Genomic DNA, 24,411 nt, shown 5'->3' with positions numbered 1-24,411 from the left:
CATGGAGACCCTGACCTTTCAATTCCCCGCCGCCGCCCCTGGGCGTAGCCGCACGCTGGTGGGCTGCGTCAGCTCCGGCGACCTTGAAGTGCTGATCGAACCCGGCACCGCCGGTAGCCTGCAAATCCAGGTGGTGACTTCGGTCAACGGCAGCGCTGCCCGCTGGGCGCAGCTGTTCCAACGCCTGTTCGAGGGCCGCACCTGGCCGGCCGTGAACATCGACATCCATGATTTCGGCGCCACCCCAGGCGTGGTGCGCCTGCGCCTGGAGCAAGGCTTCGAGGAGATCGCCCATGACTGATATCGCGCGCTTGCTGCACAGCCGCAGCTTTGTCGAACTGGGCGCCCGCCAGCGCGCCCGCGCCGTGCTCGACCCGGGCAGCTTCCGTGAACTGCTGGGGCCGTTCGACCGGCTGATGTCACCGTGGCTGCCGCGCCAGGGCATCGTGCCCCAGGCCGATGATGGCGTGGTCATCGCCAAGGGTCTACTGAACGGGCGCAACGCTGTGGTCGCTGCCATCGAAGGCAGTTTCCAGGGCGGCAGCATGGGCGAGGTGGGAGGGGCCAAGATCGCCGGTGCGCTGGAACTGGCCATCGAAGACAACCGCAACGGCATCCCCACCTGCGCCGTGCTGCTGCTGGAAACCGGCGGTGTACGCCTGCAGGAAGCCAACCTGGGGCTGGCGGCGATTGCCGAAATACAGGCGGCGATTGTCGAGCTGCGGGCCTGGCAGCCGGTGGTCGGCCTAGTCGCAGGTTCGGTCGGCTGTTTCGGCGGCATGTCCATCGCCGCTGGCCTTTGCAGCCACTTGCTGGTCACCCGCGAGGCCCGCCTGGGCCTCAACGGCCCGCAAGTGATCGAGCAGGAAGCGGGCATCGGTGAATACGACGCCAAGGACCGCCCCTTCATCTGGAGCTTGACCGGCGGCGAGCAGCGCCACGCCAGCGGCCTGGTCGATGCCTGTGTGGCCGATGACATCGAGGCGTTGCGCGAACGCTTGCTGCAATTGCTCGACGAGCCTTCAAGGGATCGCGCCGGTCAACACGCCTGGTTCCTCGAACGCCTGGCCCGGCTGGGCGATGACTGCACGCAACTGGATGCCGCTGCCGTGCGTGACCTGTACCAAGGAGAAGCCAAATGAACCGTGCCTTGAACTGGCTGCCGGGCCTCGCCGGTGGGCAAGCCTTGCCCGGCTACCCCGCGTCGTTGCGGGTAATCGACGGCGAACTGGACAACCGCCTGGCGCGTTTCATCGCCGTGGTGCCGGACGCCGACAACCCGTTCCCTCGTGCGCGCTCGGGCGAAGTCGGCCTGCTGGAAGGCTGGGGCCTGGCCAAGGCTGTGAGCGAAGCGGTCGAGGCTGACCGCCACGGTCAGAAGCGCGCCATCGTCGCGGTGATCGACGTGCCCAGTCAGGCCTATGGCCGCCGTGAGGAAGCCTTGGGGATTCATCAGGCGTTGGCCGCTTCGGTGCAGGCCTATGCCCAGGCACGGCTGGCCGGGCACCCGGTGATCGGCCTGCTGGTCGGCAAGGCCATGTCTGGTGCCTTCCTGGCCCACGGTTACCAGGCCCAGCGCCTGATCGCCCTGGATGATGCCGGGGTCATGGTGCACGCCATGGGCAAGGCGGCGGCAGCGCGCATCACCCTGCGCAGCGTCGAGCAACTGGAAGCCCTGGCCGCCGAGGTGCCGCCGATGGCCTACGACCTGGCCAGCTACGCTTCGCTGGGCCTGCTGTGGCGCCGCCTGACGGTGGACAACGCCGAGACGCCGAGCAGTGCCGACATCGCCCAGGTACGTGCCTGCCTGGCAGATGCGGTGCGCGACATCGGCAGCTCGAGCGACCTGTCGTCGCGGCTGGCGGGCGAAAACCGCAGCGCCTCGCGCCAGGTGCGCGAACAGCTGCGCCGCCAATGGCAGGGCGCTTGAGATGAACGCGCCAAGGCCGCACGACCTGCTCTGGGGCATGCCCGTATCGGGCCTGCCTGCTGATGCGCCGCGTTGGGCGCAGGATGTGCTGCTGAGCGGCCAGCCGGTGGTGGTGCGCCGTGCCACCTGTGCGAATGGCTGGGTGGCGGTGGGGCTGCGTGGCCAGGGCAGGGCGCAGCGGTCGGGTGTACTGATGCGGCTGGCCGATATCCAGTGTCAGCAAGGCCCCGAAGTGCTGCGCTGGCAAGCTGAGAGCCCTTGGCCTGCATTGCAGGCCCTGGCCTCGGTCGCCCCGGTACTGGATGCCAGCGGCCTGGCCTGGGGGCCGACAGGTGGGGTGGGGTACCAGATCGCCACCGGTATGGAGGTGGTACACGCCGACAGCGACCTGGACTTGCTGCTGCGCACGCCACAACCGCTGGCCCGGGCGCAGGCGCGTGAGCTGCTGGATATCCTCGATTGCGCGCCTTGTCGTATCGACCTGCAGCTGGAAACCCCGGCGGGTGCCGTCGCCCTGCGTGAGTGGGCCGGCTTCGCCCGCCGCGTGCTGCTCAAGTCGGCCCATGGCCCACGCCTGGTCAGCGACCCATGGGCAGCGATGGAGCGTGCCGCATGAGCAGCCTGTTCGCCTTCCCCGGCCAGGGCGCCCAGCAGGTGGGCATGCTGCAGCGCCTGCCTGAGGGGGCCGGGCAATTGCTGGAAGAGGCCAGTGACACCCTCGGCCAGCAGGCCCTGGCGCTGGACAGCCAGCAGGCCCTGCAGACGACCCGTGCCGTGCAGCTGTGCCTGCTGCTGGCTGGCGTGGCCTGGGCGCGCTGGCTGATGCAGCGCAGCCCCGCGCCGGATTACGTGGCGGGCTTGTCGATTGGCGCCTACCCGGCGGCGGTCACGGCGGGCGCCCTGGGCTTTGCCGATGCCGTGCGCCTGGTTGCCCTGCGTGGCGAACTGATGCAGCGCGCCTATCCGCAAGGCTACGGCATGACCGCACTCAGCGGCCTGGACCTGGCCTGTGTCGAACGCTTGTTGAGCGATACGGGCGGCGAGGTGTATGTCGCCAACCTCAACAGCGACAACCAGATCGTCATCGCCGGCAGCGATGGTGCGATGGCTGCGGTTGCCGCCAAGGCACGCCGCCTGGGCCATGGCGTTGCCCGGCGCCTGGCGGTCAGCGTGCCGTCGCATTGCCCGTTGCTGGATGGCCCGGCGGCCGAACTGGCCAGTGCCTTCGCCACGGTCGAGCTGCAGCGACCGCGTATCACCTACCTCAGCGGCAGCAGCGCTCGACCGATATTCGACCCACAGCGTCTGCGCGACGACCTGGCCGGCAACATGGCGCGGGTGGTCGACTGGCGTGCTACGTTGCGCAACGCCTATGAGCGTGGCGTGCGCCTGCACCTGGAACTGCCGCCCGGCAACGTGCTCGGCGGGCTGGCCCGGCCGGTGTTCGAACAGGGCAGGGTGGTTGCTGTTGAAGGCACCCGCTGGGACACCCTGGATGCGCTGCTGCGCCAGGAGGTGGCCGACGAACGATGACAGCGGCACTGCGGCGGATGGCGACCCCTGTGGAAGCGGCTTTAGCCGCGAAGAATCCAACGCGGTGCATGGCACCGGCTGCGCCGGTGTTCGCGGCTAAAGCCGCTCCCACAGAGTTCAGTTCCATGGGGGCAAAAGCTGCACAAAAGTGTGTTTACGAAGAACAACAACAAGCAACTTCGACACTACCTGAGGACAACAACAATGATCATCTATGGTGTGGCACTGCTGGCGGTCTGCACGCTTGCCGGCGTCATCGTCGGCGACTTCCTGGGCGTGCTGCTGGGCGTCAAATCCAATGTGGGCGGGGTCGGCATCGCCATGATCCTGCTGATCTGCGCACGCCTGTACATGCACCGCAACGGCGGCATGAGCAAGGAATGCGAGTTTGGCGTGGGCTTCTGGGGCGCCATGTACATCCCGGTGGTGGTGGCCATGGCTGCCCAGCAGAACGTGGTCACGGCCCTGCACGGCGGGCCGGTGGCGTTGCTGGCGGCGGTGGGTGCGGTACTGGTGTGCGGTGCGACCATTGCCCTGATCAGCCGCAGCCACCGCGGCGAACCCCTGCCGGCAGTGGAGGCCGGCCCCGAAAGCAATGTGCAGGCCGCCCCTGCAGGAGGGCGTTGATCATGTGGCCAATCATTGACAATGCCCTGGAACATAACGGTTTGATCACTGCCTTTGCGGTGGTGGGCGCGATCATGTGGTTGTCGGTGGTGCTGTCGAAGTACCTGACCTTCGGCCGCGTGCACGGCTCGGCCATCGCCATCGTCATCGGCCTGGTGCTGGCCTGGGTCGGCGGCACCATTACCGGTGGCCAGAAAGGCCTGGCCGACATGGCGCTGTTCTCCGGCATCGGCCTGATGGGCGGGGCCATGCTGCGCGACTTCGCCATTGTCGCCACGGCCTTCGAGGTGCAGGCCACCGAGGCGCGCAGGGCCGGGATGATCGGCGCGGTGGCGCTGCTGCTCGGCACGGTGCTGCCATTCATTGTCGGCGCTGCGGTGGCCTACGCCTTCGGTTACCGTGATGCGGTGAGCATGACCACCATTGGTGCGGGTGCGGTGACCTATATCGTCGGACCGGTGACCGGGGCAGCGTTGGGGGCCAGTTCGGACGTGATGGCACTGTCGATTGCCACCGGGCTGATCAAGGCGATCCTGGTGATGGTGTTCACCCCGGTATCGGCGCGCCTGCTGGCGCTGGACAACCCACGTTCGGCGATGGTGTTCGGCGGGTTGGCGGGGACGGTGTCGGGGGTGACGGCCGGGCTGGCGGCGACCGACCGGCGCCTGGTGCCGTACGGGGCCCTGACAGCCACCTTCCATACCGGGTTGGGCTGCCTGATGGGCCCGTCGATCCTGTACTTCTGCGTACGCGCCCTGGTTGGGTGACATCAATCCCCTGGACTGCGCAGACCCCTTGCAGGAGCGGCCTTGTGTCGCGATCGGGCCGCAACGCGGCCCCGATAATTCCTAAGCGGGTCGTTTCTGAAGTATTTGGTTTCATGTTCAGAAATGTCTTACAGGTGATGGCCTTGTTGGCTGTGGGGTGTAGGTCGAGAGGTTGGGGTCAGGGCTGCCATGTGTCCGGCACTGCATTTTCAGCGCCTGTGAGATCGAGCGCCGCCCGCGCGGCGCTTCGCAGCACAAGGCTGCTCCTACATCTGTTTCTGGCCAGTAACGCCTGTGCCAACGCGCGCGACCGCCTTGTTTGTCCGGCACGATATCGAGGTGGACGCCAAGGGGCCGCGCGCCTTTGCCTCAGGAATAATTGGCCCGAAACAGATGTAGGAGCAGCCTTGTGCTGCGAAGCGCCGCGCGGGCGGCGCTCGATCTCCCAGACACTGAAAATCTCATGACGAACACCCGCAACCCACCCCCCCGTTTCGGGGAAAGCCGCTGGGGAATCCTCCCCAATCTGTTTCGTTTGCCGCTGCAACCTACTGAAAATTAAAGCAATCTGCTCCTGGCATGCACCTTGCTCCAGCTCCACGCAGAGATCCTGTGTCCCGGAGGTGCAGCATGTCCATGCCACTCAAAGGCCCCATCCTGTCATCACTCGTTCTGGCCTTGCTCGGCTGGGAGTCGACCAGCGAAGCCGCCGTGCAGTGCCAGCGCACCCTCGTCGCCAACGTTGTGGCGCTGGACCAGCCACTGATGTTCAACCGCCTTGGCGCGCAAAACGCCAACGGCATGATGTTCGCCCTGCGCGAGGATGTGGTGGACGACAAGATGGTCCCCCTCAGCAGCGGCGGGGCGGCGGTACCGGGCAAGGTCACCCTGCGCCCGGACAAGCGCCCGCGGCCCATCGTGCTGCGGGTGGCCGCCGGTGAATGCCTTACCGTCAACCTGACCAACCTGCTCGACTACAAGGCCAACCCCAACAAGGACGGCATCGAGGCCGAAGAGCCTGAGGGCGAAGGGGAGGGGCCGGAGCTCGAAAATGAAGCCGCCGAAGGCTTCGTCGCCGACGAGCAGGTGGCCGAGCGCATGGTCGGCTTCCAGGTCAACGGCATGCAGGCGGTCAACAGCATCGCCGACATTTCGGCCTACACCGGGCGTAACGGCAACTTCTTCGTCAGCCCCGGCAGCACCCGCAGCTATACCTTGTACGCCGAACGCGAAGGCGCTTTCGCCGCCACGAGCAAAGCCGCCACGTTCGGCGGCGAGGGCACTGCGGGCAACGTTGCCAACGGCCTGTTCGGCCAGGTAGTGGTAGTGCCCAAGCTCGGCCGCACCTACCGCAATACCCTCACCGAAGAAGAAATGCGCCTGGCCACCACCGGCCGCACCGCCACCGGTCAGCCGGTAATCGATTACGAAGCCCGCTACCCGCAAATGCAACCCTGGATCGCCGAGGGCAAGGCCGGCAAACCGATCATTGCCATGGTCGACGGCAACGAAATCATCAACAGCGAAACCGATGCCATCGTCATGGGCCCCAACCCCGATGGCAGCTTCCCCAAATCCACCTACCCGCTGGAAAACCTGGGCAAGCGCAACCCGGCGCTGCCCAACCGCCTGGAGGCGTTCCGTGACTTCGCCTCGCAGTTCGCCGACGAGGTCGCCGGCACCCAGGCGTTCCCGGGCTACTGGGCCGACCCGGTGATGGGCCACGTACTGGAACCCACCCGCGACTCGTTCATGATCAACTACGGTTCCGGTGGCATGGGCGCGGAAGTGGTGGCCAACCGGCTGGGCGTGGGGCCGATGCACGACTGCCTGTCGTGCGCCTACGAGGAGTTCTTCCTCAGTGCGCACACTGTCGGTGACGTCGGTACCCTGGTGGACGTGCCGGCCAACGTCGGCCTGGAGCACATTCGCCCTGGCGAGGTGCCACCGGCCAGCGCCGTCGGGGTCAAGGCCAGCATGGCCCTGTTCCCGGCGGAACCGGCCAACGTGCACCACAGCTACATTGGTGACTTCACCAAGTTCCGCAACACCCACAACGGCCATGAACAGCACATCTTCCACCTGCACGGCCACCAGTGGCTGTTCAACCCCAATGACGACAATTCCGACTACATCGATGCCCAGGGCATCGGCGCGGGGGTCGGCTACACCTACGAAATCGCCAACGGCGGTGCGGGCAACCGCAACCGGGTGGCAGGCGATGCCATTTACCATTGCCACTTCTACCCGCACTTCGCCCAGGGCATGTGGGCCATGTGGCGGGTGCACGACGTGTTCGAGGAAGGCACCCGCCTGGAAGTGAGCGGGCAGGGCGAGAACGGCTTCCACAGCACCCCGTTCGCCCTGCGCAGCGGCAAGCCGGCGGTTGGCGCGCGGGCCTTGCCCGATGGCGAGATCGTTGCGGGTACGCCGATCCCGGCCATCGTGCCGCTGCCCGGCAAGGCCATGGCGCCGATGCCAGGCAAGGTGGTGGTTGTACCGAAGCTGTCCGAAGAGCTGGTTGCCGCCAATGACGACGACGAGCCCGAAGAAGAAGAGGATGAAGAACCAGCCAACCAGGAGCCGGTTCGCAAGGCCATCGGCTCGCTGGCGCTGGTCGACCGCAGTGACGCCAACCGCAACGCCGACGGCACCTTGAAAAACCCTGGCTATCCGTTCTGGATCGGCGGCATGGAAAGCAGCGTGGGCAACCGCCCACCAACCCCGCCACTGGACATGCTCGACCCGGCCATGGCACGCCAGCTCAAGGAAAGCGGCAAGGCGCTGTGGGCCAACCTTGACCCGAACCAGGTCGATGGCTGGGATGGCGGCCTAGGGCGCCACGCGCTGGACGGCGTATCTGCAGGTGGCGAGGCTGAAACCATCACCACCAAGCTCGATTTCACCAAGGTGGTACAAAAGGCCAAGCCCATCTACCTGCCCGAAGAGGGCACCGATGTCGAGCAGGCGGCCATGCAGTTCCATGCCCAGGCCGAACACCAAAGCTTTGCCCTGATCCCCGGCAGCCAGCCGGTGGCCAAGGCGTTCCGCACCAACGGCGCCTTGCCGACTGCCGGCGCGCCGTTCTACGAGCCGTGCATGGATGACCGGGGCAAACGCCTGACCCAGTCTTCCGGGGTAGGCGAGTTCTTCAGCGGCGAAAGCCTTTCGGGCCTGAACTTCCGGGGCTCCTCGGCCTTCACCGCCGACCACCCACGCATCTACAAGGGCGCCAACATCCAGTTCGACGCGGTGTACAACAAGGTCGGCTACCACTTCCCGCAGGCCCGCATCATCGCCCTGTGGGAGGACGCCTGGCCGGTGATCACCAAGCAGCGCCCGCCAGAGCCACTGGTGATGCGCATGAACACCTTCGACTGCACCATGTACCAGCACACCAACCTGATCCCGAACATCTACGAGATGGACGACTACCAGGTGCGCACCCCGACCGACGTGATCGGCCAGCACATCCACCTGCCCAAGTGGGACCTGACCGCCGCCGACGGCTCGGCCAACGGCTGGAACTACGAAGACGGCATCCTCTCGCCCGGCAGCGTGGTCGAGCGGGTGCAGGCCATTCGTGCCTACAACGGCTGCACCCAGGGCGATAGCCGCGACGGCACCGCCGCCTGCCCGCAAGCCCGGCAGCACCCATACTTCGGCCGCTTCGGCCGGGCCGACTGGCTGGGCGCACGCACGGCCATGCAGCGCTGGTTCGCCGACCCGCTGGTGAACGTGTACAACGTCGACCGTGGCCTGGGCACCATCTTCACCCACGACCACCTCGGCCCATCGACCCACCAGCAGCTTGGGCTGTATGCCACCGTACTGGCCGAACCAGCCAACTCCACCTGGTACCACGCCGAAACCGGCGAGAAGCTGTACAACCCGGCCACGCGCCAGGACGGTGGCCCGACCTCGTGGCAGGCGGTGATCCAGACCGGTGACCACGATGGCGACGGCAAGAACGACAGCTACCGCGAGTTCTTCCTGGAATACAGCGACTTCCAGCACGCCTACGAGGCCGGTGTGTACGTCGGCGCCGGGCCGGACGGCATCCCCAATGCCCAGTCGTACCCGGCCACCGCCGACAGCTTCCGCTACGCCATCAACCCGCCGGTGCGCGGCAAGGCGTCGAACCTGCTGGAGGCCATCGTCGAGGAACGCGGTGGCATCAACCCGGGCTGCCCAAGCCGGCCCTGCCCGCAGGCAATCTCGGTGGATGACCCGGGCATGTTCGTCGTCAACTACCGCAACGAGCCCCTGGCCCTGCGTGTGTACGACCCGAACAAGGTCGGCCCGGACGGCAAGCGTGGCATGCAGGCCGACGGCCTGGCCGGCGACCTCAGCTATGCCTTGCAAACCCGTACCGACCGGGCGATTCCGGCCATGAACCTGGCTCCGTCGGCGATTACTTCGGCCGTGGGCCCCACCGGCGGCACCACGCTGTTCCCGCCGCACATCAACGCGGCCGGCAGCGAACCGGGCGACCCGTTTACCCCGATGCTGCGCACCTACTCCGGTGACAACGTACGCCTGCGCATGCACGCCGGCGGCCATGAAGAGGAGCACAACGTCACCTTGCATGGCGTGAAGTGGCTGCAGAACGGCACCGGCTACGGCAACAGCTCCAACTCGGGCTGGAAGTCATCGCAGATGATCGGTATTTCCGAGCAACTGGGCTTCATGGCGCCGGTGTCGATGATCTCCAGTTCGGCGGCCACCAACGGTGACTACCTGTATTCCCTGGACGCGGCCCTGGAGGGCTACTGGAACGGCATCTGGGGCATCATGCGCAACTACACCGCGCAGCGTGCCGACCTGTTCCCGCTGCCCAACAACCCGCAGCCGGTGGCCATGCGCAACACCGTCAACTTCGACGGCATCTGCCCGAAAACCACGGCCAACCCCAACGGCATCGGCAGCCGCTCCACGGTCAAGCGCAGCTACGAAATCGTCGCGGCACTGGCCAACGACATCCTCGAGAACCGCAACGGCGTCAGCATCAATGACCCGGCCGGTGTCGGCCAGCATGTCGGCGGCCCGCTCAAGGCCAATGGCGGCACCCTGGTGTTCAACAGCCGCAAGACCGCCATCCCGCTGGTCAGTGGGGTAGACCCCGAAGATGGGGAACCCTTCACCATTGGTGGCCACAGCGCGCCGCTGCACGACCCGACCGCGATCCTGTACGTGCGCAAGGCCGACCTGGACGCCACCACCGGCAAGCTCAAGGCGGGCGTGCCCGTGGAGCCACTGGTGCTGCGCGCCAATGCCGGCGAGTGCATCAGCATCACCCTGGAAAACCGCCTGCCGCTGGTGATGCCGGACCTGCCCAGCACTGCGGTGATGCACAACGTGGTCAAGCGTGACCGCTTCGACAGCGAGGGTGCCACCGCCTTTGCCAACAACCTGATGCGGCCGTCCAGCCACGTGGGCCTGCATGCCCAGCTGCTGGCCTACGACATCACCAAGTCCGATGGCGCCAACGTCGGCCTCAACCCGGTGCAGACCGTAGCCCCGCGTGCCGGCACCAGTGGCGCCTGGCCGACCCGTACCTACCAGTACTATGCCGGCCACCTGGAGCGTGAAGGCAAGCCGGTGTCGCAGCTGGGCCGCACGGTGGACAACATCAACACCACGGCCATCGAGTTCGGCGGCCTCAACCTGACCCCGTCGGACTTCATCAAGCAGCCGCAGAAAGGCCTGGTGGGTGCCATGAGCATCCTGCCACAGACCGCCACCTGGACCGAGGACAGCGCAACACGGGCCCAGGCCACGGTCAAGGTCACCGGCCAGCCCGACTACCGCGACTTCGTCACGGTCTGGCAGCGTGCGCTGAACATGCGCTGGGCCGACGGCCGCCCGGTGGAGGGCATCAATACCGAAGGCAACGGCGCCGCCGGCGACCCGCAGGACAACGGCAACATGGCGGTCAACTACAAGACCGAACCCCTGTGGCTGCGCTTCGGCATGGCCCCCGACTCACCCTTCGGCCGCGCCGGTGGCCTGGGCTTTGGCGATGTGCCCAATGCCCACATGGCCTACGCCAACGCCCTGGTCGGTGGCGACCCGCAAACCCCGGTGCTGTACGCCAAACCCGGCCAGCCGGTGCGCAACCATATCGTGATGCCCAGTGGTGGCAGCCGCGGCATGGTTTACCAGCTGGATGGCCACTTGTGGCCGCTGCACAACTACCAGGCCGAGAAGAACGACGTGGACGGCTACCCGCTGAGCCTGCCTGGCATCGGCTCGGTGCGCTTCGGCTACAACCCGATGGCCATGTACATCGGTGCCCAGGAAAGCGTGCTGCCGGCCGCGCACTTCAGCTTCATGCTGCCCAGTGCCGGCGGCGCCAACGCGGTGGCGGGTGACTACCTGTTCCGCGACTACGCCGCCTACGGCAACCTCTCGGGGCTGTGGGGGATCTTGCGGGTGACCAATGAAGCGCCGCCGGCAACGGCACCGGCGCAGTGACGGTAAATGGGGGCGCGAAAATGAACAAGAAGACCCGCCTTGCATGCATGGGGGTAGCACTGGGGGCAGCGCTGATCGGCCTGGGCGTGGCCTATGAAAGCCTGTGGTGCGATCCGCGCGAGTATTTGCAGGGCTCTGCCGACCCGCAGGCCCCGCATCGGCTCAGCCGCGACGGTGTGACCGTGGAGTTCGAGGCCCGGCCGCTGGCGGGGGATCAGTTGCAGGAGGGCAGCTTCGCCAACATCCGTTTCAAGGTCAGCGACCAGGCCAGTGGCCAACCGCTGTCGGGCATGGCCCCGGGGGCGTGGCTCGACCCGACGCAGTCGGCCCCGGAGGGCGACCGCGACCAGAGCTGCAAGGCCCGTGTCGCGCTGTTCCTCAAAAGCAGCATTGGCGCCCGGCCTTTGCTCGACCTGAACAGTTACTTCCTGTTGATGATGAACAAGGACGCCAGCCTGACGGTGATCGACCCAACCGTATCGGTGGGCGGCGTCACCAGCACCATGGCCCGCATCGACCTGCCTGGACGGCCCATGGACTGGGTAGCCACCGCTGACGACAGGCAGGTGTTCGTGTCCATTCCCGAGCGCGGCAAGGTCTCGGTGATCGACACCGAGACCTTCACCCGCGTGGCCGACCTGGACGCTGGCGACCAGCCGCTGCGCGTGGCCCTGCAACCGGACCAGCACCGGCTTTGGGTAGGCAACAACAGCAGCGACCCGGCCAAGGGCGGGGTAACGGTGATAGACGTACCGGGGCGTAACACCCTGAAAACCTTCAACACCGGCGGCGGCCACCACGAAATCGCCTTCAGTGGTGACTCCCGCTACGCCTATGTCAGCAACCGCGACAGCGGCACCCTGAGCGTGATCGACATCCCGGAAATGCGCCTGGCCAAGACCATCAAGGTTGGCCCGCACCCGCTGTCGGTCAGCTATTCGGCGTTGTCCCAGGCGGTGTACGTGGTCGATGGCGAGGAGGGCAGCGTGCGCGTGTTCGATGCCCGCAACCACCAGCTGCGCCACACGGTCCAGGCCGAGCAGGGCCTGGGGCCGATGCGTTTCAGCAGCGATGGCCGCTATGGCATCGTGCTCAACACCCTGGAGAACCAGGCCCTGGTGATCGACGCCAGTACCGACAAGCTGATCCACCGGATCCCGGTGGCGGCCGAACCGTATCAGCTGACTTTCACCAAGGGCTATGCCTACGTGCGCGGCCTGGCTTCACCGAAGGTGAGCATGATCAACCTGGCCAGCCTGGGCGAAGGGCGTTCGCCGATCATCCAGGGCTTCGAGGCCGGCCCGGCGGCGCCACGCCAGGCTGGCGACCTGCCGCTGGCTCAGGGGCTGTCGGTGTCGCGCGATGACAATTCGGTGTTCGTGGTCAACCCGGTGGACAACACCACCTACTTCTACGCCGAAGGCATGAACGCACCGATGTCCGGCTACAACAACCGTGGCCACCAGGCCCGTGCCGCCATCGTCGTCGACCGCAGCCTGCGCGAACTGGCGCCGGGCGTGTATGGCTCGACGGTGAAGATGCCCGCCGCCGGCAAGTTCGACGTGGCCTTTTTGCTCAACCAGCCGCAGATCATCCACTGCTTCAGCACCGATGTGGTCGCAGCGCCGAATGCCGGCAAGCGCAAGGGCGCACATGCCGAGTTCATCGGCCTGGACCGGCCGTTGTCGCAACACAGCGCCGTGACCGCACGGGTGCGCATCGTCGGCGACGACGGCCTGCCGCGCCTGGGTCTGAGCGACCTGAGCCTGCGCTACTTCCTGGCGCCTTCGTCGATGCCACGCAACCTGCAGCTGGAGGAGGTGGGCGAGGGCATCTATGAGGCGGCCCTGACCCTGCCCGAAGCTGGCGCGTGGTACCTGCACGTGCAGTCGCCGTCGCTGGGGCGCAAGTTTGCCGAAGAAAACTACACCAGCCTGCGCGTGCTGCCGGCCGCAACGTCCACCGCTTTCGATAATGACGTGAGGAATCTGCGATGAACGCCAAGCATGCTTGCACACTGTTGGCCCTGAGCCTGGCTTTTGCCGGCAACCTGGCCCTGGCCCATGGCGGCCACGACCACAACGGCCACGCCGAACAGCCGCCGGCGGCGCGCCAGGAAAAGGCCAGCGTGCGCTTTGCCGATGTCTCACTGCTGAACCAGGACGGCATGCCGGTACGCCTGGAAAAAGACCTGGTGGGCGACCACCTGGTGGTCATGGGCTTTATCTACACCAGTTGCACCACGGTGTGCCCGGTGGTGTCGTCGATCATGGGCAAGGTCCAGCAGCAACTGGGTGGCCGGGTGGGGCAAGACATTCACCTGGTATCGATCAGCGTCGACCCGCAACGTGACGACGCCAAGCGCCTGCAGGACTACGCCAAGGCCTTCCAGAAGGGGCCGGGCTGGAGCTGGCTGACCGGCACGCCATATGCCATCAGCGAAACCCTCAAGGGCCTGGGCAGCTTCAGCGCCGACCTCAGCCAGCACCCGCCGCTGATTCTGGTGGGGGACGGGCGCACCGGCCACTGGACGCGCTACTACGGCTTCACCGACCCGGCAGTGCTGATCGACGAAATCAACCGCCTAGGCGCCCGCCGGGTGCATGCCAAAAGCACGGCGATTGCTGACCATCACGAGGTGCAACCATGAGCCAGGTAAGCTCCCGCCGCGCAGGCATGCGCGCTTTTGACTGGCTGATGCTGGGTGGCTGCCTGTGGATCCTCGCCTCGGTGGCGTTCGCCCATGAAGGCCATGCCCCGCAGGCGCCAGAACCGCAGCCGGCACCGCAGGCGATGACCAGTGGCGGCGGTACCCGCGATGCCCAGGCCTGGTTCACCGACACCGTGCTCAAGGACCAGAATGGCCGCGAGCTGCGCTTCTACAGCGATGTGCTCAAGGACAAGGTGGTGATGCTCAACGTGATCTTCACCCATTGCACCGACGCCTGCCCGCTGATTACCCGCAAGTTGCGCGAAGTGCGCGAGACCATGGGGCCGCAGCTGGCCAGCCAGGTGACCTTCGTGTCGATCAGCAGCGACCCGCTCAATGACACCCCCGAAGTGCTCAAGGCGTTTGCCGGGAAGCAGGGCGTGGATGGGCCCAACTGGTTGTTCCTGACCGGTGACAAGGCCAATGTCGATTTGGTGCTCGGGCGCATCGGCCAGTTCCTGCCCAGCCCCGAGCAGCATTCGACACAGCTGATTGCCGGCGATGTGGCCGGCAAGCGCTGGAGCAAGATCCGCCCGGATGCACCGCCGGCGGCGATTGCCCAGCGCATGCAGCTGCTGGCACTGCCTTTGGCAGGGCGGTGAGTATCATGCGCAGTACTTCGCCAATGCCCACGCCAAATTTGGCGCGAATCCCGGCGCGAATCCCTGTAGGAGCGGCCTTGTGTCGCGATCGGGCGCGCAGCGGCCGTAAAACCGGCATACCCGGAGTACCTGATGAAACACATTCGCCGGTCCTGCGGCCGCTGCGCGCCCGATCGCGACACAAGGCCGCTCCTACAGGGATTCGCGTCCGTATTGAAGCAGTGCTGCGCTATCTGGCATTCGCATTAGGCATTGCCATGTGCAGCGGTGCACTCGCCCTGGACCTGACCGAACATGAACAAGCCGGCAAACACCTCTACCGCCAGGGCGTCTCCAGCAGCGACGCACAACTGCAAGCCCGGGTCGGCGCCAGCGACATGACTGTCCCCGCCAGCGTGCTGCCCTGCGCCAGCTGCCACGGCAACGATGGCCGCGGCCGTGCCGAAGGGGGCGTACGCCCGCCCAGCCTCGACTGGCAGCGCCTGGCGCAAGGCCAGGGCGAACGCGAGGTCAACGGCCGCCGCTATCCGGCCTACACCGACAGCAGCCTGGCCCGGGCGATTCAGCACGGCGTCGACCCGGCAGGCAATCGCCTGGACCCGGCCATGCCGCGCTTCGAACTCACCTTGGCCGACCAGCGCAACCTCACGGCTTACCTCAAGCGCCTGGCCCAGGAGCGCGACCCCGGCGTGGAGGAAGGCGTGCTGCGCCTGGGGACCTTGCTGCCGGCATCCGGCCCGCTGACCGAGGCCGGGCAGGTGGTGCGTGCGGTGCTGGAAGACGGCCTGACGCAACTCAACCAGCAGGGTGGCATCCACGGGCGACGCCTGGAGCTGGTGGTGTTCGACCCGGGATCCGACCCGGCCAGCGCCGAAGGGGCGCTGAAGCAGTTGCTGGAGCAGGAGCAGGTGTTCGCCCTGATCGCGCCATTGGTACCCATGCTCGACCAGCGCCTGGCAACCTTGCTGGCGCCCCACAATGTACCGCTGATCGGCAGTACCCCACGCAGCGGCGGCAGCCCACAGATTTTCGACCCGTTGCCCGGCTTGCCCGCGCAATTGCTGAGCCTGGCCGGCCACGCCCGCGCGGCGCTGGGGCTGGCTGCCAACGACCTGCGTGTGGTGTATGCCGGCAATGAACAAGCGGCGTTGGCCGAACAGGTGCGCGAACGCCTTCAGCAGCAGGGCTGGTCACCACCTGCGGCCCAGGCCTTTGCTGGCCAGGCCGTGGACGGGCAGGGCATTGTCTTCCTCGGCCGTGCCCAGGCCTTTGCCGAACTGGCTTCGGCGCTGCAGTCAGCCGGCCGCCAGCCGTACCTGTTTGCCGCCTCCAGCCAGGTGACCGGCGCCGTGGCGCGCTTGCCCGAGTTCTGGTCGCAACGGGTGTTCCTGGCTTATCCCTACGTGCCTGGGGACTGGACCGAACAGGGCCAGGCGATTCTGGCCGGCCTGCAGCAGCGTCAGGGCCTCGACCCTCGCCAGGCGTCGTTGCAGGTCAACACCCTGTGCGCGCTGCGCCTGCTGAGTGAAGCGTTGAAGCAGACAGGCCGCGACACCAGCCGCGAGCAGCTGATTGCCGCGCTGGAAGGCCTGCATGATGTGCCCACCGGCCTGACCCCGGCCCTGGGCTTCGGCCCCGGTCGCCGCCAGGGCATGGCCGGTGCCCATGTGGTGGCGGTGGCCCTGCCCGGGCCGCGCTTCACCGCGGTCACCCCGTACCGGCCACTGCCGGACAGCCCTTGAGCGGAGGTTGCCATGCGCGTTCTGTTGTTGTGCCTGTTGCAGGTGTTGGCCAAGGCAAGCTGGGCCGATATGCCGGCGGCGCGGGTCAATGGTGTGGAGATCGAGACGATGCGCCTGGAGCGCTATTTCAGCGAATACCTGGATGCCCAGGGCCGCGCGGTGGCCAGCATCCGCAACCCGAACCTGTACCAGCGCCTGCGCGACCAGGCACTGAATGAACTGATCGACAAGGAGCTGTTGTGGCAGGAGGCCCAGCGCCGCGGCATAGCCATCAGCGACGAGCAGGTGTCGGCGCATGTGGGCGAGGTCGAGGCCGCGCTTGGCAGCCCGGCAATCTTTGAACGGCGGCTGGCGGAAGCGGGCTTCGATAGGGCACAGTACAATGAGTACACCCGGCGCGAGCTGGCCGCGCAGCAGGTGTATGCCCAGCTCAGCGCTGTCGCCGCGCCCAGCCAGGCCGAAGTGGAGGCATTCTACGATGCCAGCCTGGAAACCCTGCAAGGAGTGCAGAAACAAAATGACGAACCTTCGGTCATACGCGAACAGGGACTGGTTCAAGCCAGGGCCACGCTCATCGGGCAGCGGGAGGCGCAGGCGCGCCAGTCCGTGCGCCAACGTTTGCGTGCGTCCGCTATCGTGGAGATTGCCGACTGAGGTGACTGATGGCGTTTCCCCAATCATGGGGAATAACGATCTGGCAGTGTGCCATCAGTTTCCCCGCATGTGGGGAACCGGGCCGTTGCGCCTGCCCCCCGCGTTATGGATTTTGATCGGTACCCTTGGTAAATCAATGACCTACAGTGGTGCAGCATGATTTTTCACGCCTGGCACGAAGCCTGCTCAAGCCTGTACAGGGGCGCACTTCGCAGACCGGGTTACCGGGCAGTTCTTGGGAGTCGACCTTGGTGAACAGAGTATTGGTAGTCGATGACGAACAGACTCTTGCGCAGAACCTGCAAGCGTACCTGCAGGCGCAAGGCCTGGAAGTTCATGTTGCCCACGACGGTGCCAGTGGTATCGAGCAGGCTGCAAGCCTGGCACCGCAAGTGATCGTGCTGGATTACCGCTTGCCCGACATGGAGGGTTTTCAGGTTCTGGAGACCGTACGCAGGAACAGGCAGTGCCACTTCGTGCTGATTACCGCCCACCCCACCGTCGAGGTGCGTGAGCGGGCCGCCGAACTGGGTGTGAGCCATGTCCTGTTCAAGCCGTTCCCGTTGGTGGAACTGGCCCGTGCAGTCTTCGACCTGATGGGCATCGAGCGCCGGCGCAGGGCCACGGACACCCCGGCTGAAGGGTTTGTCGAACGACGCCAGAACAGGAACGAATCGTTCCCCCTGCAGTTGTACGATGGAAGCTGGGTATTGGCCGACCGCCGCCGCAACGGCGCCAAGCCCCCGGGGCCCGACGACGATCAACTGCTCACAGGGGAATAGCGGCGCCCGCACCCCTGGCCGAGCCAGCCTGCGACGCGCCCCTGAGCGGAGTCGCAGGCCATGCCAGAAGCATTCGATGCAACCCAGGACGCTCCACCGCCTGCACCGGCCTCTTCGCGGGTAAACCCGCTCCCACAGGGGCACCGCAATTCTGAAGAAATCGGCAATCCTGTGGGAGCGGGTTTACCCGCGAAAGGGCCGGCACAGGTAAAAGCATATTCTGCCTACCCCCGCGACCTGCTGGCCCAGGCCCGCCTGCAAACCAGCGACGAACGCCTGCTCACCCGCCTGGAACAGCTGGCCTGCGACACCCCCGACACCTTCACCCAGCGCCTGGGCCTGACCCTGCATTACCCGGTGCTGGACAGCCACACCCTGCTGGCCAGCACCCCACGCTTCGACAAGGTCAACCTGGCGATGTGCCTGAAGCGTGAATTCGTGCTGATCGAGCAGGGTGGCCAACTGCTGGGCGTGTTCGCCGACCCCTTCGACCACGCCCGCCTGGCCTGGATCGACGACGTGCTGCAAGGCGCACCGTTGTACCTGGCCCACGCCGCCGACCTGGCCACCTTCCTGGCCCGCCACGAAGAAAGCTTCCACGCCGTGGACGCCCTTGACCACGACGCCGAAACCAGCAGCGAAAGCGACCCGCTGCAGCGCCTGTCGCTGGCCAGCATCAGCGAAGACCAGAGCCGCGTGGTCAAGCTGGTCAACTCCACCCTGTACGACGCCCTCAAGCTGCACGCCAGCGACATCCACCTGGGCATGACCGGCCAGGGCCTGACCATCAAGTACCGCATCGACGGTGTGCTCAATGGCGCCGGCAAGGCCAGCGGCAGCGCCTTTGCCGACCAGGTGATCTCGCGCATCAAGGTGATGGCCGAGCTGGACATCGGCGAAAAACGCGTGCCCCAGGACGGCCGTTTCAAGGTTGCCGTGGGCGACCGGCAAATCGACTTCCGGGTATCGATCATGCCCAGCATCTTCGGCGAAGACGCGGTGCTGCGGGTGCTCGACAAGCAGGACCTGTCCGACCGGGTCAGCGGCGTGCAGCTGCAGGCCCTGGGCTTTGCCGAGGAAACCCTGCGCGCCCTGCGCCGCCTGGCCGCCGAACCCTACGGCATGATCCTGGTCACCGGCCCCACCGGCAGCGGCAAGACCACCACCCTGTACGCCATGATCAGCGAGATCAACCACGGCGTGGACAAGATCATCACCATCGAGGACCCGGTCGAATACCAGCTGCCTGGCGTGTTGCAGATCCCGGTCAACGAGAAGAAGGGCCTGACGTTCGCCCGCGGCCTGCGCTCGATCCTGCGCCACGACCCGGACAAGATCCTGGTCGGTGAAATCCGCGATCCGGACACCGCGCAAATCGCCGTGCAGTCGGCGCTCACCGGCCACCTGGTGTTCACCACCATCCACGCCAACAACGTGTTCGATGTGATCGGCCGTTTCAGCCAGATGCAGGTCGACCCCTACAGCTTCGTCTCCGCGCTCAATGCGGTGCTGGCCCAGCGCCTGATCCGCCTGGCCTGCCCGCACTGCGCCACGCCGTGCGAAGTCGATGACGACACCCTGTATGGCGCGGGCCTGACCCGCGAGGGCGTGGCCGGCTGGAAGTTCGTCCGCGCCCAGGGCTGCGGCCAGTGCCGTGGCAGTGGCTACCGCGGCCGCAGCGCCATCGCCGAACTGCTGCACCTGGACGACGACCTGCGGCAGATGATCGTCGAGCGTCGCCCTCTGTCGCAAATCAAGAACCTCGCCTGCCAGCGTGGCCTGCGCCTGCTGCGGGCTTCGGCTCTGGACCTGGTCCGGGATGGCCGTACCACACTCGAGGAGATCAACCGTGTCACATTCATCTGATCGTGGCGCTTACAGATACAGTGCCGTACTCGGTGCCGAAGGTGTGGGCCTGGGTAGCTGGCACGCCAATCACCACCAATGGCTGGGCAGCCGCGACTTTACCTGCGATGCCGCCCAACCGGCCTGGGAGGCCGCCGTCGACGCCCTGGCCACGCTGCTGGCCGAGCATGCCGTGCGCGGTGCCCAGTTGCGGGTACTGCTGTCGGCCCGGTACAGCCGCTTCTGCCTGGTGCCCTGGAGTGATGCCATCAGCCACCCGCGCGAGCTGGACGCCTACGCCCGGGCCTGTTTCGAAAACCTCTACGGGCAGCCGCTGGACGACTGGCGCATCGTGCTGTCGCCCGAGCCGGCCGGTGCCGCGCGCATCGCCACGGCATTGCCCGAAGCCCTGCTGCAGCGGCTGCAGGCGCTGGGCCGGGAGAGCCACCTGAGCCTGCGCTCGGTACAGCCGTACCTGATGGCCGCCTACAACCGCTGCTCGGCGCAGCTGGGGCAGGGCGACTTCCTGTTCGTCCTGGCCGAACCGCGCCGCAGCGTGCTGCTGCTGGCCGCCGGCGGGGCCTGGCAGCAAGTGCTGACGCAAGGTTGTGCCGACAGTGACCAGGCCCTGCAAGCACTGATCGAGCGTACCTGCGAGCTGTACGGCGAGCACCTGCCACGGGTCTACCTGCATGCCCCGGGCCGGGGTGACGTGCCGCAACTGGCGGCGGTGCAGCTGTGCCAGCCGGCCAGCGACGCCGACCCGCTGTGCGCCATGTGGCGGGCGGTGGCCTGACATGCGCCGCCTCGACCTGGAATTTCAGCCCCGGCGCAGCAGCCCGTTGGCCTGGTCGCTGCTGGCCGTGGCGAGCGCCACCGTTGCCGGCCTGGTGCTGCTGCAACAAAGCTTGCAGGCCGAGCAGGTCGAACGGGAGGCCAGCGTGCACAGCCTGGAGCAGCAACTGGGCCGTCGCCCGGCCACTGTCGCGCCGCTGGGCAGCGCCGCCAGCCGCGAACAGGCCGAGCGCCTGGCGCAGATGCAAAGCGTCTCGCAGCAGCTGCAACGGCCCTGGCAGCAGCTGTTCGCCATGCTCGAAGCGCAGCCGCAGGACGACGTGGCGCTGCTCAGCCTGGCCCCCGACGCGCGCAAAGGCCAGCTGCGCATCACCGCCGAGGCGCGCAACCTGGAAGCGATGCTGCAGTACCACCAGCGCCTGGAGGCCAGTGCCGAGCTCAGCGATGTGTCGTTGCTCAACCACGAAGTGCTGGCCGCGCAGCCCGAACACCCGGTGCGCTTCACCCTCACCGCTACCTGGGAGACCGGCCATGCGCGCCCGTGAATCGCTGAACAGCCTGATCCTCCAGGAGCGCCTGCGTCGCGTCGGCCCGGTCGGCCTGGCTGCGGTTGCGGTGGGCCTGCTGGCCGTGGGCGTGCTGTGCGCCGGGGTGTTGCCGCAATGGCAGAACCTGCGCGAGCTGCGCGCCACCGAAGCGGACGCCAGCGTGCAGGTCGAGCGGGTCAGGCGTGGCGAGCTGAAGATTGCCATCAAGCCCGAGCAGCAGGCCCTCGACAGCCTGCGCCAGCAACTGCCGGGGCAGCCTCGGGCCAGTGAGCTGATCGAGCGCCTGTACCACCTGGCCAGCGCCGAGCATATCAGCCTGGCGCGTGGCGAATATGCCCTGGGCATCGACCCCAGGACGCAACTGGCGCGCTACCAGATCGTGCTGCCGGTACGCGGCAGCTACCCGCAGATTCGCGGTTTTCTCAAGGGCCTGCTCAAGCAGTTGCCGACCCTGGTGCTGGAAGACCTGGAGCTGCAACGCAAACGCATTGGCGACAGCGAGCTCAACGCCCGTCTGCGCATGACCCTTTACCTGTCGAGGTCATGATGAACACACAACGTGCTGTCATCTGGGTTGGCTTCCTCGGCGTGAGTGCGGCGCTGGCCTGGGCACCGGGTCATTGGTTCGGCGAGGAAGACAGTGTTGCCCACTTCGCGGGCAAACCCACTCCCACAAAATCGGCGGTATCCACGGTCCCTGTGGGAGCGGGTTTACCCGCGAAAGGGCCGGAACAAGCCTCAAGAGATCTCTTCCCGACCCAACAATGGACCAAACCCCAAGCCCTGGCCACCGTCACCGAACAACCCGTGGTCACCGCACCCGCCGTAGACGCAGCCCCGACTGCCCCGGCCCTGCCATTCCAGTTCATTGGCCGCATCGGCGACCGCGACGACCTGCAGATCTTCCTGCAGAGCGGCGAAAAACTCTACGTCGTGCGCCAGGGCGACGTGATCGAAGACACCTACCGCCTCGAGCGGGTATCGGCCAGCGAGCTGCACCTGGTCTACCTGCCTTTGCATCAGTCGCAGACTTTGTCTGTAGGGAGCGCACCATGAAGTCGTCAAAGCTGTGCAAACCGGCTCCATTCCTGCTTGTGGCGCTGTGCGTGGCCATTGCCGGCTGCGGCTCCAGTGCGGTACGCAAGGACAGCGAACAGCTGATGAAGGAGGGCCAGTACGAAGCCGGCATCGCCAGCCTGGAAGAAGCCCTGCGCGAAGACCCACGTGACACCGAGCTGAACATCGCCCTGGCCCACAGCCGCCAGGCCGCGGTCGAGGCGCTGCTGACTCAGGCCGACGCCGACCGCATCCGCCACGACTTCGCCAGCGCCCGCATGGGTTATGGCCGGGTGCTGACTCTGGAGCCGAACAACCGCCGCGCCCAGGAAGGCATCCGCCAGCTGGAGCTGATCCGCACCCTCGACGAGCGCGTGGCGCTGGGCCAGGCGGCGCTGCGCCAGGGCGACCTGTTCGGTGCCGAGCGCTACATGCGCGAAGTGCTGCGCCTGGACCCGCAGAACCAGAAGGGCATTGCCCTGCGCAGCGACATCGAGAACGTGCAGGCGCGCACCGCGCAACCGTTCCCGCAACTGCGCAGCAAACTGGAGCGGCCGGTGACCCTGGAGTTTCGCGATGCCAACCTGAAGACCATCTTCGAGGTGCTGTCCCAGGTTGCCGGCATCAACTTCATCTTCGACAAGGACATGCGCCCGGACATGAAGGCCACCATCTTCGTGCGCGAGTTGCGCATCGAGGACGCCGTGGCGCTGCTGCTGGAACAGAACCAGCTGCGGCAGAAGATCGTCAACGAGAACACCCTGATGATCTACCCCGACTCGCCGCAGAAGACCAAGGATTACCAGGAACTGGTCATGCGCACCTTCTACCTGACCAGCATCGACTCCAACACCGCGCTGAACATGGTCAAGACCATGCTCAAGACCCGCGACGTGTTTGTCGATGAGCGCCTCAACACCCTGACCATGCGCGACACCCCCGATGCCGTGCGCATGGCCGAAAAGCTGCTGCAGTCGCAGGACCAGTCCAACCCCGAGGTGGTGCTGGAAGTTGAGGTGATGGAAGTGGCCACTTCGCGCATCCTCGACCTCGGCCTGCAATGGCCCAACACCTTCGGCGTGCTGAGCTCCGACGGCCAGCCGGTAAGCGTGCTCGACCAGCTCAAGGGCATCGACTCCAGCCGCATCAGCATCGCGCCGGCACCCCAGGCCAAGATCAACGCCCAGGACAAGGACATCAACACCCTGGCCAGCCCGGTGATCCGCGTCAGCAACCGCGAGCAGGCGCGCATCCACATCGGCCAGCGGGTGCCGATCATCAGCGCCACTTCGGTGCCGTCCACCCAGGGCCCGGTGATTACCGAAAGCGTCACCTACCTGGACGTGGGCCTGAAGCTTGAGGTGCAGCCCACCGTGCACCTGAACAACGAAGTGGCGATCAAGGTAGCCCTGGAGGTGAGTAACGCCACCCCGCTGGAAGCCACCCGCCAGGGCACCATTCCGGTCCAGGTCGATACCCGCAACGCCCAGACCACCCTGCGCCTGCACGATGGCGAAACCCAGGTGCTGGCCGGCCTGGTGCGCAACGACCATAACGCCAGCGGCAACAAGATCCCTGGCCTTGGCGACATCCCTGGCCTGGGCCGGCTGTTCGGCAGCAACAAGGACGACATGAGCAAGTCGGAGCTGGTGCTGGCGATCACCCCGCGCATCGTGCGCAACCTGCCGTACCAGAGCCCGTCGGACATGGAGTTCGCCACCGGCACCGAGTCGGCCATGCAGGTGCGGCAGATGGCGCCGTTGCCGCCGGCGGATGTGCCTGGCAATGCCCCGGCCACCGATGCCCCGGTGGTGGAAAGCCAGATGGCGATCGCCCCACCCAAAGGGAGCCCGCGGCCATGATCGCGCAGCGCCGCATGCAGGGCTTCAGCCTGATCGAGGTGGTGCTGACCCTGGCACTGCTCGGGCTGCTTGCCAGCATGGCCGCGCCGCTGACCGAAACCGTGGTGCGCCGCGGCAAGGAGCAGCAACTGCGCGAGGCGCTGTACCAGATTCGCGACGCCATCGACGCCTACAAGCGCGCGTTCGATGCCGGCTACATCGAGAAGCGCCTGGACGCCAGTGGCTACCCGCCGAACCTGCAGGTGCTGGTCGACGGGGTGCGTGATGTGCGCAGCGCCAAGGGCGCCAAGTTCTACTTCCTGCGGCGCATCCCGCACGACCCGCTGGTGGCGGCCAAGGGCGAGGACGAAGGCGGGTGGGGGCTGCGCGCCTACGACAGCAGCCCCGACAACCCGCGCGAAGGCGAAGACGTGTTCGACGTGTATTCCAAGGCCCGCGGCAAAGGCCTGAACAACATCCCCTACGGGCAATGGTGACAGCC

General features: G+C 66.5%; 21 protein-coding genes. All 21 read left to right on the top strand.

Features of this window, described 5'->3' with window-relative positions:
• Position 1: 1 nt before the first annotated feature.
• On the top strand, positions 2 to 301 hold the full coding sequence (locus E5221_RS15730; protein WP_247845946.1) for a malonate decarboxylase subunit delta: 300 nt from the start codon (positions 2 to 4) through the stop codon (positions 299 to 301).
• Entirely contained in the window at positions 294 to 1,142 is an 849-nt protein-coding gene (locus E5221_RS15725; protein WP_039615228.1) for a biotin-independent malonate decarboxylase subunit beta, read from the top strand. Before E5221_RS15730 ends, E5221_RS15725 begins: the two co-directional genes overlap by 8 nt.
• Complete coding sequence (gene mdcE, locus E5221_RS15720) at positions 1,139 to 1,930, top strand: biotin-independent malonate decarboxylase subunit gamma (protein ID WP_013972875.1); 792 nt, start codon at positions 1,139 to 1,141, stop codon at positions 1,928 to 1,930. The genes E5221_RS15725 and mdcE overlap by 4 nt, the downstream gene beginning before the upstream one ends.
• Before the next feature lies 1 nt (position 1,931).
• Positions 1,932 to 2,546 carry a malonate decarboxylase holo-ACP synthase gene (locus E5221_RS15715; RefSeq protein WP_061552610.1) on the top strand — a complete coding sequence of 205 codons (615 nt, stop codon included), beginning with the start codon at positions 1,932 to 1,934 and terminating at the stop codon, positions 2,544 to 2,546.
• A complete protein-coding gene (mdcH, locus tag E5221_RS15710) occupies positions 2,543 to 3,463 on the top strand; it encodes a malonate decarboxylase subunit epsilon (RefSeq protein ID WP_247845945.1) in 921 nt (306 codons plus the stop codon). The genes E5221_RS15715 and mdcH overlap by 4 nt, the downstream gene beginning before the upstream one ends.
• A 204-nt stretch (positions 3,464 to 3,667) precedes the next feature.
• On the top strand, positions 3,668 to 4,090 hold the full coding sequence (gene madL, locus E5221_RS15705; protein ID WP_003258591.1) for a malonate transporter subunit MadL: 423 nt from the start codon (positions 3,668 to 3,670) through the stop codon (positions 4,088 to 4,090).
• A gap of 2 nt (positions 4,091 to 4,092) precedes the next feature.
• Positions 4,093 to 4,857 carry a malonate transporter subunit MadM gene (gene madM, locus E5221_RS15700; protein WP_024087229.1) on the top strand — a complete coding sequence of 255 codons (765 nt, stop codon included), beginning with the start codon at positions 4,093 to 4,095 and terminating at the stop codon, positions 4,855 to 4,857.
• A 630-nt stretch (positions 4,858 to 5,487) separates the two neighbouring features.
• The gene (gene mnxG, locus E5221_RS15695) at positions 5,488 to 11,334 is read left to right on the top strand and encodes a manganese-oxidizing multicopper oxidase MnxG (protein WP_247845944.1); all 5,847 of its coding nucleotides are present in this window, start codon (positions 5,488 to 5,490) and stop codon (positions 11,332 to 11,334) included.
• 20 nt (positions 11,335 to 11,354) lie between these two features.
• On the top strand, positions 11,355 to 13,331 hold the full coding sequence (locus E5221_RS15690; RefSeq protein ID WP_061552607.1) for a YncE family protein: 1,977 nt from the start codon (positions 11,355 to 11,357) through the stop codon (positions 13,329 to 13,331).
• Positions 13,328 to 13,984, top strand: coding sequence for an SCO family protein (locus E5221_RS15685; RefSeq protein ID WP_015270598.1), 657 nt, complete (start codon positions 13,328 to 13,330; stop codon positions 13,982 to 13,984). The genes E5221_RS15690 and E5221_RS15685 overlap by 4 nt, the downstream gene beginning before the upstream one ends.
• Complete coding sequence (locus E5221_RS15680; RefSeq protein ID WP_061552606.1) at positions 13,981 to 14,646, top strand: SCO family protein; 666 nt, start codon at positions 13,981 to 13,983, stop codon at positions 14,644 to 14,646. The genes E5221_RS15685 and E5221_RS15680 overlap by 4 nt, the downstream gene beginning before the upstream one ends.
• A 257-nt stretch (positions 14,647 to 14,903) precedes the next feature.
• On the top strand, positions 14,904 to 16,388 hold the full coding sequence (locus tag E5221_RS15675) for an ABC transporter substrate-binding protein (protein ID WP_348984749.1): 1,485 nt from the start codon (positions 14,904 to 14,906) through the stop codon (positions 16,386 to 16,388).
• A gap of 12 nt (positions 16,389 to 16,400) precedes the next feature.
• On the top strand, positions 16,401 to 17,042 hold the full coding sequence (locus E5221_RS15670; RefSeq protein ID WP_013972866.1) for a SurA N-terminal domain-containing protein: 642 nt from the start codon (positions 16,401 to 16,403) through the stop codon (positions 17,040 to 17,042).
• A 248-nt stretch (positions 17,043 to 17,290) separates the two neighbouring features.
• Complete coding sequence (locus E5221_RS15665) at positions 17,291 to 17,824, top strand: response regulator (RefSeq protein WP_061552626.1); 534 nt, start codon at positions 17,291 to 17,293, stop codon at positions 17,822 to 17,824.
• A gap of 60 nt (positions 17,825 to 17,884) precedes the next feature.
• Complete coding sequence (locus E5221_RS15660; RefSeq protein ID WP_247845943.1) at positions 17,885 to 19,690, top strand: GspE/PulE family protein; 1,806 nt, start codon at positions 17,885 to 17,887, stop codon at positions 19,688 to 19,690.
• A complete protein-coding gene (locus E5221_RS15655) occupies positions 19,674 to 20,465 on the top strand; it encodes a hypothetical protein (protein ID WP_024087223.1) in 792 nt (263 codons plus the stop codon). The genes E5221_RS15660 and E5221_RS15655 overlap by 17 nt, the downstream gene beginning before the upstream one ends.
• 1 nt (position 20,466) lies before the next feature.
• Complete coding sequence (locus tag E5221_RS15650; protein ID WP_061552604.1) at positions 20,467 to 21,009, top strand: PilN domain-containing protein; 543 nt, start codon at positions 20,467 to 20,469, stop codon at positions 21,007 to 21,009.
• On the top strand, positions 20,996 to 21,559 hold the full coding sequence (locus tag E5221_RS15645; RefSeq protein ID WP_247845942.1) for a GspMb/PilO family protein: 564 nt from the start codon (positions 20,996 to 20,998) through the stop codon (positions 21,557 to 21,559). The genes E5221_RS15650 and E5221_RS15645 overlap by 14 nt, the downstream gene beginning before the upstream one ends.
• Positions 21,559 to 22,068 (top strand): hypothetical protein, encoded by a 510-nt coding sequence (locus E5221_RS15640; RefSeq protein ID WP_247845941.1) that lies wholly within the window; start codon positions 21,559 to 21,561, stop codon positions 22,066 to 22,068. Before E5221_RS15645 ends, E5221_RS15640 begins: the two co-directional genes overlap by 1 nt.
• Positions 22,065 to 23,930 (top strand): secretin N-terminal domain-containing protein, encoded by a 1,866-nt coding sequence (locus E5221_RS15635; protein WP_015270590.1) that lies wholly within the window; start codon positions 22,065 to 22,067, stop codon positions 23,928 to 23,930. Before E5221_RS15640 ends, E5221_RS15635 begins: the two co-directional genes overlap by 4 nt.
• A complete protein-coding gene (locus E5221_RS15630; protein WP_015270589.1) occupies positions 23,927 to 24,406 on the top strand; it encodes a type II secretion system protein in 480 nt (159 codons plus the stop codon). Before E5221_RS15635 ends, E5221_RS15630 begins: the two co-directional genes overlap by 4 nt.
• Positions 24,407 to 24,411: the final 5 nt, after the last annotated feature.

This window comes from Pseudomonas sp. A2 (assembly GCF_023100865.1).
Lineage (GTDB): Bacteria > Pseudomonadota > Gammaproteobacteria > Pseudomonadales > Pseudomonadaceae > Aquipseudomonas > Aquipseudomonas asiatica.
Note: the sequence above shows the minus strand (reverse complement) of the source record. Positions and strands in the feature narration are given on the sequence as shown.